Source organism: Bacillus sp. 1735sda2, assembly GCF_024159245.1.
Taxonomy (GTDB): Bacteria; Bacillota; Bacilli; order Bacillales; family Bacillaceae; genus Bacillus; species Bacillus pumilus_O.
This window is the reverse complement of record NZ_JAMYWZ010000001.1, coordinates 278271-293694: the sequence shown is the minus strand read 5'-3', so window position 1 is coordinate 293694 and position 15424 is coordinate 278271. Positions and strand designations below refer to the sequence as shown.

16 protein-coding genes are annotated in these 15424 nt (G+C 42.4%); 3 read left to right on the top strand and 13 right to left on the bottom strand.

The window, feature by feature from the left end; genetic code table 11:
• Positions 1 to 17 precede the first annotated feature (17 nt).
• The 8 genes from NKR21_RS01605 to NKR21_RS01570 all read right to left on the bottom strand — a co-directional run bounded on the left by NKR21_RS01605 (position 18) and on the right by NKR21_RS01570 (position 7283).
• Positions 18 to 833, bottom strand: a complete 816-nt coding sequence (locus NKR21_RS01605) for an HAD family hydrolase (protein ID WP_144457184.1) — start codon at positions 831 to 833, stop codon at positions 18 to 20.
• Positions 830 to 1939 carry a cysteine protease StiP family protein gene (locus NKR21_RS01600; RefSeq protein WP_144457186.1) on the bottom strand — a complete coding sequence of 370 codons (1110 nt, stop codon included), beginning with the start codon at positions 1937 to 1939 and terminating at the stop codon, positions 830 to 832. The genes NKR21_RS01605 and NKR21_RS01600 overlap by 4 nt, the downstream gene beginning before the upstream one ends.
• Positions 1932 to 3263, bottom strand: a complete 1332-nt coding sequence (locus NKR21_RS01595; RefSeq protein ID WP_144457263.1) for a phosphoribosyltransferase family protein — start codon at positions 3261 to 3263, stop codon at positions 1932 to 1934. Before NKR21_RS01595 ends, NKR21_RS01600 begins: the two co-directional genes overlap by 8 nt.
• Positions 3253 to 4443, bottom strand: coding sequence for an HpcH/HpaI aldolase/citrate lyase family protein (locus NKR21_RS01590; protein ID WP_144457188.1), 1191 nt, complete (start codon positions 4441 to 4443; stop codon positions 3253 to 3255). Before NKR21_RS01590 ends, NKR21_RS01595 begins: the two co-directional genes overlap by 11 nt.
• A gap of 94 nt (positions 4444 to 4537) precedes the next feature.
• Entirely contained in the window at positions 4538 to 5317 is a 780-nt protein-coding gene (locus NKR21_RS01585) for a TerC family protein (protein ID WP_012008834.1), read from the bottom strand.
• 141 nt (positions 5318 to 5458) lie between these two features.
• Positions 5459 to 6037 (bottom strand): TerD family protein, encoded by a 579-nt coding sequence (locus tag NKR21_RS01580; protein ID WP_007498343.1) that lies wholly within the window; start codon positions 6035 to 6037, stop codon positions 5459 to 5461.
• Between the two features lie 41 nt (positions 6038 to 6078).
• Positions 6079 to 6660 (bottom strand): TerD family protein, encoded by a 582-nt coding sequence (locus NKR21_RS01575; protein WP_008342133.1) that lies wholly within the window; start codon positions 6658 to 6660, stop codon positions 6079 to 6081.
• A 20-nt stretch (positions 6661 to 6680) separates the two neighbouring features.
• Positions 6681 to 7283 carry a TerD family protein gene (locus NKR21_RS01570; RefSeq protein ID WP_008342134.1) on the bottom strand — a complete coding sequence of 201 codons (603 nt, stop codon included), beginning with the start codon at positions 7281 to 7283 and terminating at the stop codon, positions 6681 to 6683.
• Positions 7284 to 7695: 412 nt separating this feature from the next.
• Between NKR21_RS01570 and NKR21_RS01565 the strand changes: the two genes are divergently transcribed.
• Together NKR21_RS01565 and NKR21_RS01560 are read left to right on the top strand one after the other, a co-directional pair.
• Complete coding sequence (locus NKR21_RS01565; RefSeq protein ID WP_119124370.1) at positions 7696 to 8688, top strand: LLM class flavin-dependent oxidoreductase; 993 nt, start codon at positions 7696 to 7698, stop codon at positions 8686 to 8688.
• Between the two features lie 209 nt (positions 8689 to 8897).
• Entirely contained in the window at positions 8898 to 9938 is a 1041-nt protein-coding gene (locus NKR21_RS01560; protein WP_144457190.1) for an acyltransferase family protein, read from the top strand.
• A gap of 20 nt (positions 9939 to 9958) precedes the next feature.
• Here NKR21_RS01560 and NKR21_RS01555 read toward each other — a convergent pair whose 3' ends face one another.
• The gene (locus NKR21_RS01555; RefSeq protein WP_144457192.1) at positions 9959 to 10738 is read right to left on the bottom strand and encodes a glucose 1-dehydrogenase; all 780 of its coding nucleotides are present in this window, start codon (positions 10736 to 10738) and stop codon (positions 9959 to 9961) included.
• A gap of 119 nt (positions 10739 to 10857) precedes the next feature.
• Positions 10858 to 11286, bottom strand: a complete 429-nt coding sequence (locus NKR21_RS01550; protein ID WP_003217242.1) for a cell wall hydrolase — start codon at positions 11284 to 11286, stop codon at positions 10858 to 10860.
• 538 nt (positions 11287 to 11824) lie between these two features.
• Here NKR21_RS01550 and NKR21_RS01545 point away from each other — a divergent pair.
• Positions 11825 to 12883, top strand: a complete 1059-nt coding sequence (locus NKR21_RS01545; protein ID WP_012008829.1) for a DUF4352 domain-containing protein — start codon at positions 11825 to 11827, stop codon at positions 12881 to 12883.
• Between the two features lie 45 nt (positions 12884 to 12928).
• On the opposite strand, the gene NKR21_RS01540 is transcribed toward NKR21_RS01545, so the two are convergent.
• The 3 genes from NKR21_RS01540 to NKR21_RS01530 form a co-directional block, all read right to left on the bottom strand.
• Positions 12929 to 13267: a hypothetical protein gene (locus NKR21_RS01540; RefSeq protein ID WP_088000799.1), complete on the bottom strand. Its 339-nt coding sequence runs from the start codon at positions 13265 to 13267 to the stop codon at positions 12929 to 12931.
• 147 nt (positions 13268 to 13414) lie between these two features.
• Positions 13415 to 14590, bottom strand: a complete 1176-nt coding sequence (locus tag NKR21_RS01535; protein WP_144457194.1) for an ABC transporter permease — start codon at positions 14588 to 14590, stop codon at positions 13415 to 13417.
• Positions 14590 to 15330: an ATP-binding cassette domain-containing protein gene (locus NKR21_RS01530; protein ID WP_044139233.1), complete on the bottom strand. Its 741-nt coding sequence runs from the start codon at positions 15328 to 15330 to the stop codon at positions 14590 to 14592. The genes NKR21_RS01535 and NKR21_RS01530 overlap by 1 nt, the downstream gene beginning before the upstream one ends.
• Positions 15331 to 15424 lie beyond the last annotated feature (94 nt).

Below are 15424 nucleotides of genomic sequence, written 5' to 3'. Positions count from 1 at the left end.
TCACCCTTCTACTTCTGCTATCGAATCGAGGGCTTTTTTGCGGTCGTCATCTGCTTTTTGACACAAGCGGTGATTTCATCTGCTGCTGCCATGCCAGATGCTACTGTCGGCTCAAGTAACGGATCAAAGTCGAGCACTTCTCCATGCCTTGGGGCAAAGCCCATATCCGCCTGTCGAATAAGTCCTGCATCTAAGAGGGAATCACCCGCTCCATATACATATTCAAGCGCCAGCCGTTCCTTTAGAAAAGCAACAGCATCCCACTTATTGAGCGGTGCCGGAATAAAATAAAGCTTCCGCCCTTGTAGAGACACCTGCCAGCCTCTCTCCTCGCCCCACTGCTTCAATTCAGCAAGTGGAATACGAGAAAGATACTCATCTTTCATAATCAAATAAAGAAATCTTCCCTCTGCTGTCCGGGTACGCTTCACCCATGCCGCAACTGGCAGTTCGGAGATGGCTCTTAGCATCTCTCTGACTGACATACACGCTTTGAGCCTCTCATCAACAATAACCTGCCAATCCTCAAGCGGCTTGCCGTGATGAAGGATACAGCCCCCATTTGTTGTGACGGCATACTCCGGTTTGAGCTCTTGCTGAAAGAAGGTGATCCGTTCATACTGAGCGGTCGTTCTTGTCGTCACTGGAATGAACCAGCCTAACTGATGAATCATCTTCAAAGACTTCTTCGTTTCAACCGACATATAGGAAAGCGGACGCTCATCCAGCATCTCAACTAAATCATAATCTCCATCATACTCATACTGATCTAGCACTCGGTGTGAATAAATCAGCGTCCGGTCTAAATCACTGGCAAACGCACTTGTCTTCATGATGTCTGCTCCAACGGACGAATAAGTCCACAGCACATATAGGACATATTGGCATATTCAATGACAGGAACGCCTCTGTCCTCTGCCAGAAGCAAAATATGCTTTAGCTTTTCCTGAGACCCAGGCTGAATTAAGATTTTCCAAGGAATTCTTCTCAGCAGCACACGGGTCGTCTCACCAACACCCGGTTTAATCAAATGAGTGTTTTCAATTTGAAACTCCTGACCGATCGCTTCAATCGACGCCATCCCCCGCCAATCCGCAGGTATTCCTTGCGTGAGGATGGTCTCTGCTTTCTCTTCTAGATTTGGTTCGAGGCTAGAAAAGGCTTCTTCAATTGTATCCACATACAGATTGGACACATCCTCATCAAGCAACTCTTCATAATATTTTGCCCCATGGAAATCATCGGCATTGATCCAGCGGTTGTTTAGTACCGTCCGACTAACAAGTCCAGATACAGTCGAATTCAGACAAGCACTAGGAATGAGAAAGTCCTCTCTCGTTCCGTAGACTTGTGTACAATAGCCTGGATCAGCGAGTACAGCCAGTTCACTAGAAAGACGAATACCGTACTTTCTTTCAAAATCAATCACCGCTTGTTGGAGCTCTCTCGAAATCGCACCTTTTCCGGTCCATCCATCAACAAAGGCAATCTCATAGCCCGGATGTTCCTTGAGCATATAATGCAGCGCATTCTCATCAATTCCTCGATCACGAATAATTGAGATGCTGTAATGAGGCAGTTCAAGACCATATGTCTTTCGAATATATCGTTTGATGAGCACCCCGATCGGCGTTCCCGCTCTAGCCAAACTGCAAAGCACCGTTTGGAAGCCTCGCCTTTTCACAATCTGTTCTGCTACAACAGCTACTGCTTCTGCTACCTTCTCCTTACTTTCTTTCAGAGATTCATAGAATAAATCCATATAAGATTCCGTTGGTTTATATTCAATCGGCAGCATTTCTGAATAATGCGCACCACTCTGAATCGAACGCTCCCGCTCCTCTGTACTTTTTTCCATCTCAATGGATGATAAATCTTTGAGTAAGAAGGTTACATCCTGCTCTGGATAGCTTCCCATCTTTGTATACACATTAGCCATTCACCTTCACCTCGTCTGATAAAGTCACAATATGCACATGCTTCACATGCCGCTCAGCAAATAAATGAACAAGCGGAAGTAATGCCTCCTGAGAGACCTTTTTCTCAAAGAAGAGAAATACATCATCGTATTGACCTTTTGGTATGTTGTACACGTAGTGCTGAATTCGATCATCCTCTGGACTCACAAAGGTGAACCCATTTTGAACAGCATATCCATCCTTTTCAACGGGATGAATTGGACTTCTCGTCGTTGAATGAAAGAAAACGCCCTCTCCCATATGGGCAGCCACTCTCATCGGTATATACATCAGCTCACCTGTTCCTAAACAAAGTGTCTGCTTTCCTTTGCGTTCCTTCTGCAGTTTCAACCCAGCCTCTCCAGCTACTTGATCGATGGCTGCCGTATTTGCTGCGTTTAAACCAAAACGACCTGTTTCATGTATATATGGCGAATGACCTGCCGAATTGGTTGCATGAGATCGTGCATACGGCACTTGCTGAAAGAAAGATTGAAGAGAGTGAAAAGAGAGATTTGGCAGATCCTTTTGCTCAGCAATCTCATACGAATAAGCTGGTTCATCTAGCGTTTTGCCTCGAAAGACCATTTGTCCTTTTAATAAAGACAATGAGGTGATGTGAATACCAAGCTCCTTTTCAAGCTCACACATGGCTTTTTCGTGCTCCTCTGTTCGCCAGTCTAAAATAGAAAGAATCGTGTAAGAATGTCGCGGATGCTTTGCATGAAGATCCCGAATGATATTGATATTCGTACGGCCTGTCGTGACTTCATCATCTACTAGCACGATGGGACGGTCTGTACAAAGTAATGCTTCATCTGCATAGCAAAGCTGATCCGTTGCATGTGAATGCTCTTCTTCAAAGACCAATGAAGGATCAAGATCCAGCAACTGCTCACGTGTCGTATGAATGTAAGATGCTCCTTCTAATACGTCATACACACCGTGTCCAAGAGCGGTTGCTGTTTCTGCAAAGCCGATCACGATCGGCTGTTTTCCTACTGAAAGCTTCTCTTTTTTGAGCGCTTCGTAGGCTTTAGATAATACCGTGTGGTCATCTGTCTTGAGTGCTTCTACTAAAAGGTCTTGATGCGGAGACGTCTTGCCTGTTTGCTCTTTGGCATACGCCATGGCTAAAAGACCCGAGACAAGGAGCGGTTTGACTGGATGAACAGGAATATGTTTGCCAAGCACCTTACTAACGAATAAAAAGGCTCTTTTTTTGTTCACCCTTGCCGCCATGTCAAAAAGGTGCTCTTTTTCTAGGTGAAGCACACCTTCTTTGAGATCAAGCTCAACTTCCATATGTTCCAAGATGCTCAGCGTATGCGGCTTCTGCTTCTGTGAGTATGTCGATATAGCTTCTGTTTTCATGAAACACCCCGTAAATATCTGACTTCATTAAAATGTGCTCTGCCCATCTGTAATGGGGCTTCGTTTCATTCATTTTATTAGAGAAGGTACTCTTCATTACGCCAACTGTGCCGTCTGCATGTTCAAGAATGCTTAATGCATCCATATACTCTTCCTTCGTCACAACGTACATGCTTTGAACCGGCTTGAGATGTGTTGGATGAATAACCGTCTTCCCATGAATGCCGTTAGCCACATCGAGTTTTGTCTCCTTCAGTAAACCTTGTACGTCATCAAATTCAGATGAAGACGATTCACCACTCTTATGAGAAAGTGCCCGAATGAATGGCTTTTGTTCCTTTCGCGCAGGACCAAAATGCTCCCACACAGCCCCAGATATCACAAAAGAACGGCCAAAATAATTGATGATATCTGTGATCAAGTCAGCAATCAAATGAATTTCATATATGGTCGTGTCACGATCACGGCGAATCCCGTACAAACCACAAAGATCCGTTGCCCCAATGCGAATATTCAAAATATATTCCTCGTCATTCAGCAAAATCTGCTTTAACTCTGACAACACCGTATATCTTGTTTCTTTTTCTAGTAAATCGGGTGTTTCCAAAATGGGCATCCCATAAAGGGTTGTCTGCGTTTTGGCCGATGCCTGTTTCAGACTGTCCAAATATTCCTTCGCATTATGAACGGAGCACTTCGGGAACACAAAACCGGTAAGTAATTGAAGAGAGGAACCGAGCAAGTCTGCCATTTTGAGCAGCTGTTTCGGCGAACGAACGCGAATAAATATAAGAGGCACATGTTCAGCCGTTTCAGGAGCATGCGTGACTTTCTCTTTGAGACTGGTCAGTTGTGCCACTAGATTCTGTTCGGCCATATCCACTTCTTGATCACCGATGGCATCCTCCAAGCAAAAGACAACAGAGCAAAGCGCTTCATATTTCTGCGACAGCAGCATATCTGCTATATCTTGTCTTGTCGCAGGCATATACAAAGTAGCACCTAATGCATGCGCAAGTACGTGCCTCGGTGTCAGTGAATGCATCGCCCCCGGCCGCTTGAAAAAAAGATCGTGCTGCCTCGCCTCTGATAAAAATCGAAAATACCGCATGCTGTGCCACCTCCTGTTGTTTAGAGAAAATCAATAACCTGATGATTCAAAAAAGGATGGAGCCGCTAGTCAACTCCATTCCTTTTTGATCATCCTATTCTTCTTTTGAAGCCGCAGCTTCGTTTGTCACATCTTGATGTTTCTTCTTATTGATTTTATGAACAATAAACGTCCCGATAAACGCTAGAATAATAATCGCAAAGAATGCAAGATGCGGGATTTCAATATGTGCAGCACTTAAGCCCATTTTGATGGCAATAATCCCGATGAGAATAAACGCGGTATTCTCAAGCTCAGGAATACGGTCAATGAGGACAAGGAATAACTGTGCCACTGTACGCATCATGAGAATACCAAGCATTCCGCCTAAAAGCAGAATCCATACTTCCTCAGACACAGCGAATGCCGCAAGAATACTGTCCACCGAGAAGGCAAGGTCCATAATCTCTACAGAAATAACGGTTGCCCAGAACACGCCAAATACGCGAATCATCCAGCCTTCTTTTTTCAATTCCTTCGCTTCGTCATCACCGTCACCTAACCAGAAGTGCTTAATGACAAGCCATGCTAAATATGCAGCTCCGAGAACCTTAATCCACCAGAACTTAATCAGCAGCATCCCTACGCCAATGAATAGAAAACGGAAGAAATAAGCGCCAATTAATCCGTAGGTTAATGCCTTTTTACGCTGCTTTTCTGGTAAGTGTTTCACCATGACAGCTAATACAAGTGCGTTATCTGCTGATAACAATCCTTCAAGCACAACAAGGGTCCCAATGAGTCCCCAAGAGACAGGGTTTGTTAATACCTCTGCCCACATATGCCAATCAAAAAACGAGGCATAGGTGTCCAACATATGTTTCAAAATGTCCAACTGGTTTTCCTCCTATAAGTGTAGAAGCATCAGCAGGCTTTCGCCTGCTGTTATTCTTGATCGCTGTTTCTTTCTCACTTTGGAAAAGGCCCTCATATGAGTCATTGGCAGCGCCTCTTGAATCGATTGATGTCTCGTCGTTTATACTTCTAACCCATAATTTTGACAAAGAGCTGCAAGTCCGCCAGAGAATCCGCTTCCGATCGCGTTAAACTTCCAATCGCTTCCGTGGCGGTATAGTTCACATACCACAACAGCTGTTTCGATTGAGAAGTCTTCCCCTAAATCAAAGCGAATCAATTCTTCCCCGCCCTCTTCATTTACAACACGAACAAACGCATTTGAGACTTGTCCAAAATTCTGGCTGCGCGCCTCTGCATCATGAATCGTTACTGTAATTCCGATACGATCAATGTTAGCAGGAATTTTTGAGAAATCAACGAGAATTTGCTCGTCATCTCCATCTCCTTCACCCGTCCGGTTATCACCTGTATGAGTGACACTGCCGCTTGGATGCTGAAGGTTATTATAGAAAACAAAGTCTGTGTCTTGCTGACAACGATTGTTTGCATCCACTAAGAATGCTGAAGCGTCCAAATCAAATTCGGCTCCACCTGAATATTTATTCGTATCCCACCCAAGACCGATCATCACTTTCGTCAGTCCTGGGTTGGTTTTTGTTAAATCGACACGTTGTCCTTTTGATAGCTGAATCGCCATATTCGAATCTCTCCTGTCCGTTGAAAATATAAAACGAGCTGTTACCCGATATCTAATCCGAAGTCCGTTGCAATGCGGGCAAGTCCGCCTTGATAGCCCGATCCGACAGCTGAGAATTTCCATTCTCCGCCGTGACGGTATAATTCACCTACAATAATCGCTGTCTCAATAGAGAAGTCCTCTGCCAAATCGTAGCGAATCAGTTCTTCATTTGATGCTGCATTTAAAATACGGACGTAAGCGTTAGAAACCTGTCCAAAGTTTTGGCTGCGTGCTTCTGCGTCATGGATTGTAATGACGAAGGAGATTTTCTCAATACTCGCTGGTACAGTTGAAAGATCAACATTGACCTGCTCGTCATCTCCGTCTCCTTCACCTGTACGGTTATCGCCTGTATGTACGATACTTCCGCCACCGCCAGTCGTTTGATTGTAGAAAACAAAGTCAGATGGAGAGTTTGCTTTCCCTGCTGCATCTAAAAGGAATACGCTTGCGTCTAGATCAAAGTCATGTCCGCCATCATACTTGTTTACATCCCAGCCAAGACCTACGACTACTTTTGTTAAACCTGGATTCGTTTTTGTTAAATCAATTTTTTGACCTTTCGCTAAAGAAATTCCCACTAGGAATCTCTCCCTTCTGATTAAATGTAGTTTCTCGTAATATCGGCAAGCTTCGCATCGTTTGTACCATTTCCTACAGCAACAAACTTCCATTCATTTTCGTGGCGATAAAGCTCTCCAACGATTAATGATGTTTTCCCTGCATATTCATCTTTTAAATTATATTTCACTAGTTCTTGATTGTTTGAACGATCGACAATGCGAATGTACGCATTTTGAATCATACCAAAATGTTGATTTCTTCTAAGTGCATCATAGATGTTCACTACAAACACCAATTTATTCACATTGCCTGGCACCTTGCTTAAGTTGACGAGGACTTGTTCATCATCTCCGTCTCCTTCACCTGTCAGGTTGTCACCTGTATGCTCAACACTGCCGCACTTGCTTTTCAAGTTACCAAAGTAAATCAAATCTTTATTTTCAACAAACTTATCATTTTTCAGCATGAGCACTGAAGCGTCACAATCAATATCAGCGCCGCCTCCGCCACCAAACAGCTTTCCTAAAAATCCGCCGCCTTGTGATACAGGATCCCAGCCAAGTCCAACAAGAATATTCGTTAGCCCTGCTTTGCCTTTTGTTAAATCAATACGTTGACCTTTTTCTAATGTAATCGCCAAATCAATCACTCCTCCAGCATAATAAAAATCTATTTATTAAGCGATGGACCCTATTAAAATCATCATACATGAAAATTCGACAAAATTCATGAAATGACCTTGGAGCCTCTTACTCTTTTTTCTATTTACTAGTATATACGATCTACGTTCAAGATAGGTTTCAAACAGATGATATTTTTTTAACGAAAGATCCATGTTGAAAATGATTCATGTCGTAAATGAAGTGTTTCATGTGAAACATTGTCGAAAATTCTTGTCCATAGCTCTTACTGATAAATAACGTATTAATGTGGTTTCATATGTTGAAATAGAAAAGATAAAGCATAAGCTCAAAGAATAAACCCTTTCGTTTCCTTCCATCCGTTGATTTCTTTATACTTGTATCCAACGTATTATCGAAAGGATGTTGATGATGCCATCACTTCATATATTAGATCAAGTCGCCATTCCTAAAGGTCAGACAGCACAAGAGACATTGATTCACACAACGCAGCTGGCTCAGCTTGCAGAAACCCTTGGGTATGAGCGTTATTGGTTTGCTGAACACCACAGCACAAGAGGGCTCGCTAGTACAGCACCTGAAATATTAATGGCACATATTGCCGCTCATACATCGACCTTACGTACCGGGTCTGGCGGCATTTTACTTCCGCAGTACAGCCCCTTTAAAGTAGCAGAGGTCACGCGGCAGCTTGAAGCTCTGTATCCAGGACGAATTGAAATCGGTGTCGGTAAATCTCCGGGCGGAATTGAAAGGACGAGACTGGCTTTGACAGACGGCGTGCATAAAGACCTATCTCAGTTTGACCGCCAGCTGAAGGATCTTCTCTTTTACTTATCAGACAGCCTGCCTTCTGGACACCCGCATGCAGGAGTCAAAGCTTCTCCGCTTGTTGATGCTCATCCGCCGGTTTGGCTGCTTGGTTTAGGAGAAAATAGCGCCATGCAAGCAGCAGAGCTTGGAATCAACTATATTTTTGGTCACTTTATCCACCCTGCACGCGGTAAACAAGCATTCGAGACGTATCGATCTCACTTTTCTCCATCTGTCTTTTCCACTCAGCCGCACGCTATGTTTGCCGTGTTTGTCATTTGTGGTGAAACTGATGAAGAGGCCGAACGGATCGCCAGTAGTACAGATTTATGGCTGCTGCGTGTTGAAAAAGGACTGGACAGCCGCGTCCCCTCTATAGAAGAGGCTAGTACCTATCACTACACCTCGCAGGAAAAGAAAAAAGTGTTACAAAACCGCCAGCGGATGATCGTCGGCTCAAAGGCAACGGTAAAAGAGCAATTACTTCGCTTGATGGACCGCTATCAAACGGATGACATCATGATTCTCAACAATTCATTTGATCCGATAGAAAAACAGCGTTCCTTCAAACGAATCGCAGAACTATTTTGAAGCCAATCCCCTTGGCTTCTTTTTTACATTGTCATAAAAAATGGGAAATGTAACATAGAGATGTCAAAATCCTTCCGCCTGTCATCTGATCGCAAATGTGTCTTGTAATCGTTAGCGAACTGTAAACGCATAAAGGGTGTACCTTTTATATAGTAGAGGTACATATAAAAGAACCGTTTACGACGCTAGAAGGAAGGAGATGACAGGCCATGAATAAGAGACTCGACTGGGTCGATGCGGCTAAAGGAATCGGTATTCTGCTCGTGGTCATGGCGCATGTGCCCATTCCAGATTCGTTCAAGCAATTCATTTACTCTTTTCATATGCCTCTTTTCTTTTTACTATCCGGCATGATGTTTCGATCATCCTCACGCCCTGCTCTGTCATTTATTCAGAAGAAAGCCAAAAGCTTACTCTTGCCCTATCTCTATTTCTCTATCATTACGTATGTTTTCTGGTTCACCGTTACTCGTTTTTTTGCCGTTAAGGGACAAACGGATATTGACCCCTTCGTTCCGTTTACAGGTATTTTTATATCCAATGCAGATGAAGCTAGACTCACACATAACCCAGCCATCTGGTTTTTAACAACGCTCTTTTTAGTGGAATTGATCTTTTTCTTTATGCACCGTCTGACAAAAGGGAAACCTGCCGTTTTGATTTTACTAACCGTCCTTTGCGGAGGCGCTGGATTTGCCTCTACCTTGCTTTTAAACCAAAGTCTGCCGTGGAATGCCAATGTCGCCTTGACGGCTGTTGTGTTTTATTCAATCGGATTTTTGGCAAAGCAATGGTTTGTGGAATTAAAAACAGACCCAACCCTTCTTCTTTGTACAGGTCTGCTTGTACTGACGGCTTACATGCAAAGCTTTAATTCGCGGATCGATATGCGCGTGAATGAATATGGTGATCTTTTTCTTTTCTATGTATGTGCACTGCTCGGTTCAGCTGCTGTGATTTATTTAAGTTTCAAATTCAAAACGTCCCCTATTTTGACGTATCTCGGACGAAATTCCATTGTCATTCTTGTCTTGCAGTTTGCCGGCATCGATATCATGAAAGCATTTGTTTATTATGGACTTGGTATCGATATTGCAGATACAGCGCAGCTCTCTTGGACTCTCTTTTACACGATTGGGACATTGCTGCTCATGGTGCCATGTATCTCCTTCCTAAGCAGGTACCCGATGCTGCTCGGCAAACCAGCCAAAGCCTCACACCGCTACGAACAAAAAACATCCGCCGGCTGATTGGGCGGATGTTTTTTGGATTAATCATTGATTTGAGAAGGGTAAAGCGTCATTCCTCCATCCACAAATAAAGTGGTGCCTGTGATATACGAAGCTTCCTTAGATACGAGAAATGCAGTAGCGGACCCAATCTCCTTCGGTTCACCAAATGCTCTCATCGGAATCTTTTCAAGCTGCTTTTGTTTTTTCTGTTCATCCTGCAAATCATCATTCGATTCGGTCGCCATTGTACCTGGTGCAATCGCATTGATCCGAATACCTGCTTCCGCATAATCAAGAGCCAGCGTTTTTGTCATCATGTTCATTCCGCCTTTGGAAGTGGAGTAGTGAACATTGAACGGGCGCGGTATTTCCTGATGGACACTGGATATATTTAAAATAGACCCTTTGATGTCATGCTCCATCATATAGGCGATTGCAGCCTTTGCCCCTAAAAAGGCGCCTGTGATATTCACATCAATAACTTTTTGCCATTGCTCGAGCGTCATCTCATGCGGCATCGCTTCTTCACCATTAAATCCTGAATTATTGACGAACACATCGACTGTACCAAAATGCTCCAGAGCTGTATCCATGATGGCTTGAATGCCATCCTCTTTGGAGACATCCGCGTGTACTTTCACCGCCCTACCTCCATTCTGCTGAATGGCTTGTACCGTTTCTTCAGCACCCTCTTCATCACCTTTATAGTTCACAACCACATTCATCTGCTCTTGTCCAAATCGTAATGCGATGGCTTGTCCGATTCCTTTTGAAGAACCTGTGACAATGGCTGTTTTTCCTTTTAAATCTTGATACATCATTATTTCCTCCTATCACGTGCTTCATCTAGTTGATACACAATGGTTACCCATTTTGAAAAAAAGAAAAACACAACCCTCTGCCATCGTTGACTACGAGGATTGTGCTGTTCATCAAGCTAAAAAGTGTTATAGACATTTTCACATGTTTCAGCAGTTGGCTGATAAAAGCAATGCGACTTATACCTTGCCACAAACGGCTGATTGTACCATGTCGGTGGACAATTACCAGGCGGTTTAAAATACCAAAGACTGAATTTTGCTGGCCAAAATCGTTCTCCGTTAATATTCCTCCGCGCAAGTGTTTTTTCCGTTTCTCGTGCTCGTTGATAAAAATAACCGTGCGTGACTGCTTCAAATGCATGCTCTTGATAAATCATTTGTGGAATCGTACGCAGCCCTTTAAAGTCAGAGCAGTTGGCACGCAACCGGTTGATGCCCACATTTCCTACGAGCAGCATCCCTTGCTTCCCTTCACCTTCTGCCTCTGCTCTCAGCAGTCTGGCCATAAGATCAATATCAGAGCTTGTCGCTCTCACCACTGCCATACATCCACCTCCATTCGTTTCTCTATTATTTTATGTAGGGTTTCTGTGTAGATGACTGCCATTTTGAAGGGAAAAGACACTTTCCGTGTCGGGAGCCTGTCTAAATACCTCAATATTTTGCTGGACATGTGTCTCTCTGGCAACAACACACAAACCAAGTAATCATGCGCATAACAGGAAAAAATATTCATTACTATAGACTCATTTACAAGTCATAAAAATCCTTCTAATTGCTACACCATCATCAAAAACAGTCATTTGAACCTATTCAACAATCCGACTCAAAACCTTAAAATATAAAATGTTGAGTTTTTACAGGAGATATCAAATCATAATTTACAAGTTTCTCCTCTCAACTTAGTGTCATTTTTACTATTTGAAGCTGTGCAAACTTAGAAACGCACTGAAGTATTGACAGTACTTTCGCTTCATTCTACAGTAAAAAACATACTGTATTTTTCTTTTTGTGCAAAAAGAATGATATGAACTAAAGCTTTCCAATGAAATTCACCATAAAACCCGAGGAGGAAAACACGTCATGTTTAAAAAGAAATTATCCCTGTTTCTTCTAATCTTGTGTGTCACTGTTGTCGCTGCTGCTTGTAGTGGTGGAAAAGAAAAGTCAGCTGCAAAGGAAAAAGATACAAAATCCCTTGATTCAGCAGAGGTAAAGGTAGAAAGTGCTGAGTACACATTACCACCTCAATACGATACATCTGTACAGGATGATCAGTATGTACTAAAAGTGAACGTATCTGTAAAAAATATCAGCAAAGAGCCTCTAAATGTTGATAAAAGCAACTTCACGCTTTACCAAGATGACTCACAAGTGTCTACGATCTCACCAGATGATTACAACGAAGTATTATCTTCTAGCTCTCTAAATGCAGGAAAAGTATCAAAAGGCGGTCTTTTCTTTGTTGTTGATAAAGAAAAAGACTATCAGCTTGTGTACAATGAGCCAGGTAGTGGTTCTAAAAAAGATGACAAAACACTAGAATTCGATATTAAAGGTAAAGACTTAATGAAAAAAGCAGATACACTTCAAGCATCTGCAAAAGCCCTTTCTTCTTATATTGATGTCATGATTTTTGGTAAGAATAACGACGAGTTCGAAAAACTAACAGGTGATAACAAATCAACTGTTGTAAACCAATTTGATAAATCATTCAAACAAGGCTACATCACGTCATCAGGTATTTCTTCTAGCTCAGCAAAGGACGAAAACCTTGATAAGCTTCTAAAAGCTGTAAAAGAAACATTAGCTGAAAAATCAAAAGTCTCAACAAAAACAAAAGCCATCAGTGGTGATAAAGCTGTTGTGACTGTAACTCTTACACCAATTGATGCAAGCCCGCTTGTCGATCGTCTAAAAGAGAAAGCGACTGAGTTCTACAGCAAAAACCGTTCAGCTTCTTACGATGAAGCTCAAAAATACTTACTTTCAATCTACCCAGAAGAGTTCAAAAAATTAGGACCTTCATCTTCTGAAGAAACAGTAGAAGTCAACATGAAGAAAAATGACATCGACCAATGGAAACTTGATTTGAACGATTACAAAACAAGCTCATTAGTTGAAAAGTTCATCAAGAACTAATGAAAAACCCCCGATGGCGGGGGTTTTTTCTTATCGTTTACGGGTCTATGATGAAGGATTTCCTTTTACAGCTTCATACTCTTTTATCACCTCAACCGGATCAACCGCATCCTCCTCTTGTGCATATTCCTCTACATAAGGATCCATTAATTTCTCAAACTTTTGCTCATCGTCTACTAAAGCAACATACGTTTCATATCCTTCAAAATCAGATGGATATAAATGTGCAACGGAACTACCCGTTTCTAATGCCTCATCTATCGCTTTTCTTAATTCCAATAATCCTTTCCTGTTTCCCAAAATAAACGCTTCAAAATGGTGTGTTTGTTGAGCATATATATTACATAGCTCTAGCACATCATCGTCTTCTGTTTGATCAAACATACACGAATCACCTCTTTAAATAAATTAGGATAATAATGTAATTTGTCCCTTCCATTATGACATTCCTTTCACCCGATCGTGAATCTCTTTTATATAAATCTCTGGATAAAAAAACTTGCAGATAAAATCTACAAGTTTGTACTTTCTTTATTTGGCAAGCATCCACTTTTCTTTCATAAACAAGCTTCTCACGATGACAAACAAGATGACGACTGCGAGGGCTGAGGAGCCTAGTGTCAGAGTGACGGCCATCGGATCGATGATGCCAAACATCAATTGCTTACAAAGCGCATGAATATTAAGGAATGGGACAGCAAAGTAATACGTATCTAGCTGCGTTGCACCTGCTCTCATGGTAAAGAACATTGGGAGCACACCTAGTGTAATGATCATGGACATGTACGATTGTGCTTCTTTTACTGAGCTTGAAACGACACTGAGTAGCAGTTCAATCATCGATACCATGAAGGAGAAGATGATGAGCGCCGCAAACATGACGGCGATAATGCTCCACATTTGATCACCAAAGTTCAGTGCTTGTTTTAGCTTTTCTGTAAAGAGCAGTGTGGATAAAAGCAGCATGCCGATCGCTACAATTCCACTTAAAATCCCGAACATGGAGACAGCCAGCCATTTTCCGATGAGAATTTGGAGTCTGCTTGCAGGTGTCAGGAACAACGCTTCAATGGATTTTCGGTCTTTTTCACCCGCTACAATATCAAGCGCAGCTGGCAAAGCACCTGAGATGACGGAGGTCACCAAAATCATTGGAAGAAGAATCGACAACAGCATAGAGGTCATGCCATTTTCTCCTTCATCGCCTTCTTCTACATCAACGGACTGCACCTCAAATGGATGAATAACTGATGTGTTGATTTGATCAGCCGCTAAACGCTTTTCTACGACTTGGTTTTGATACTGCTCCAATAAGGATTGCAGCATTTGAACCGTGATGACCGAATCATCATCTGTTGTATACCCATGAATTTTAATTGCAAATGACTTTTGATGCTGAAGCATGTCGTCTGCCTCTTTCGGCATTTCCAGGTAAGCATTCGCCTTTCCATCTTTGACAGCTTGCTGCGGATCATCAAAAGTTTCAAGTGTGAGGTTTTTGACCTCTTTGATCATTTGATTCATTTCAGTTGGAAGCTGTTCATTTACTGCGACCGTATAGGTTTCATCTCCTGGATCTGCAATCATGCTTTCATAAAAGAACACCAGTCCAAGCATCGTCAAAAGAGGAATCAGCACTGTTAAGAGTAACGTTTTTCGGTCTCTTAGCGCATCTGTCATTTCTTTTTTAAATACGGTTTTCCACATTATGAAATCCCCCTAGCGAGCTTCGACATAAAGATATAGTTCAAGTCATCACTTTGTTCCTGTGTATATAATTCTGGAAGTGTCCCTTTATACACAAGCTCTCCTTGATGAATCATCATCACACTGTCACAAAGCTGGCTGACTTCTTCCATGATGTGACTTGAAAAAAGGATGGTTTTATTTTGCTGCTTGAGCTGATGAATAAAATCTCTGAAAATATTACTTGATGTGATATCCAAGCCTGTTGTCGGCTCATCAAATAAAATAATGTCAGGATCATGAATCAAGGTTCTGGCAATCGCCACCTTTTGTTTCATTCCTCTTGAGAATCCTTTCACCTTGCGATCCATGTATTGTCTCATCCCAAAACGCTTTGCCAAATCCTCTATTCTTGCTTTGATTTCATGCTGATCTAAGCCATACAATTTGCCAAAGTATTCAAGGTTTTCTCGTGCCGTCAAACGATCGTAAAGCCCCGTCTCACCGCCAAACAAGACACCAATTCGCTTTTTCACTTCCGTTGATTCTTTCACCGTATCAAAGCCTGCGACGGTGACTGTTCCGTGTGTAGGTTCTAATAATGTGGCGACGGCGCGTAATAAAGTGGTTTTCCCTGCTCCATTTTCTCCTAGGATGCCAACGACTTCCCCTTCCTTCACGGAGAACGTCATATGCTTCATCGCTTTTACGACCTTTTTCTTATCTTTAAACCAGCAACTGCAATCGCTGAGAGTAATCATGTGGTTCGCCCCTTTCAACTTTCTAAGTCTATGATAGAAAAAATGACGCTTGCTTGACATAAAGATGTCGCGAAACGTCCTTTTTCTGTCTTGA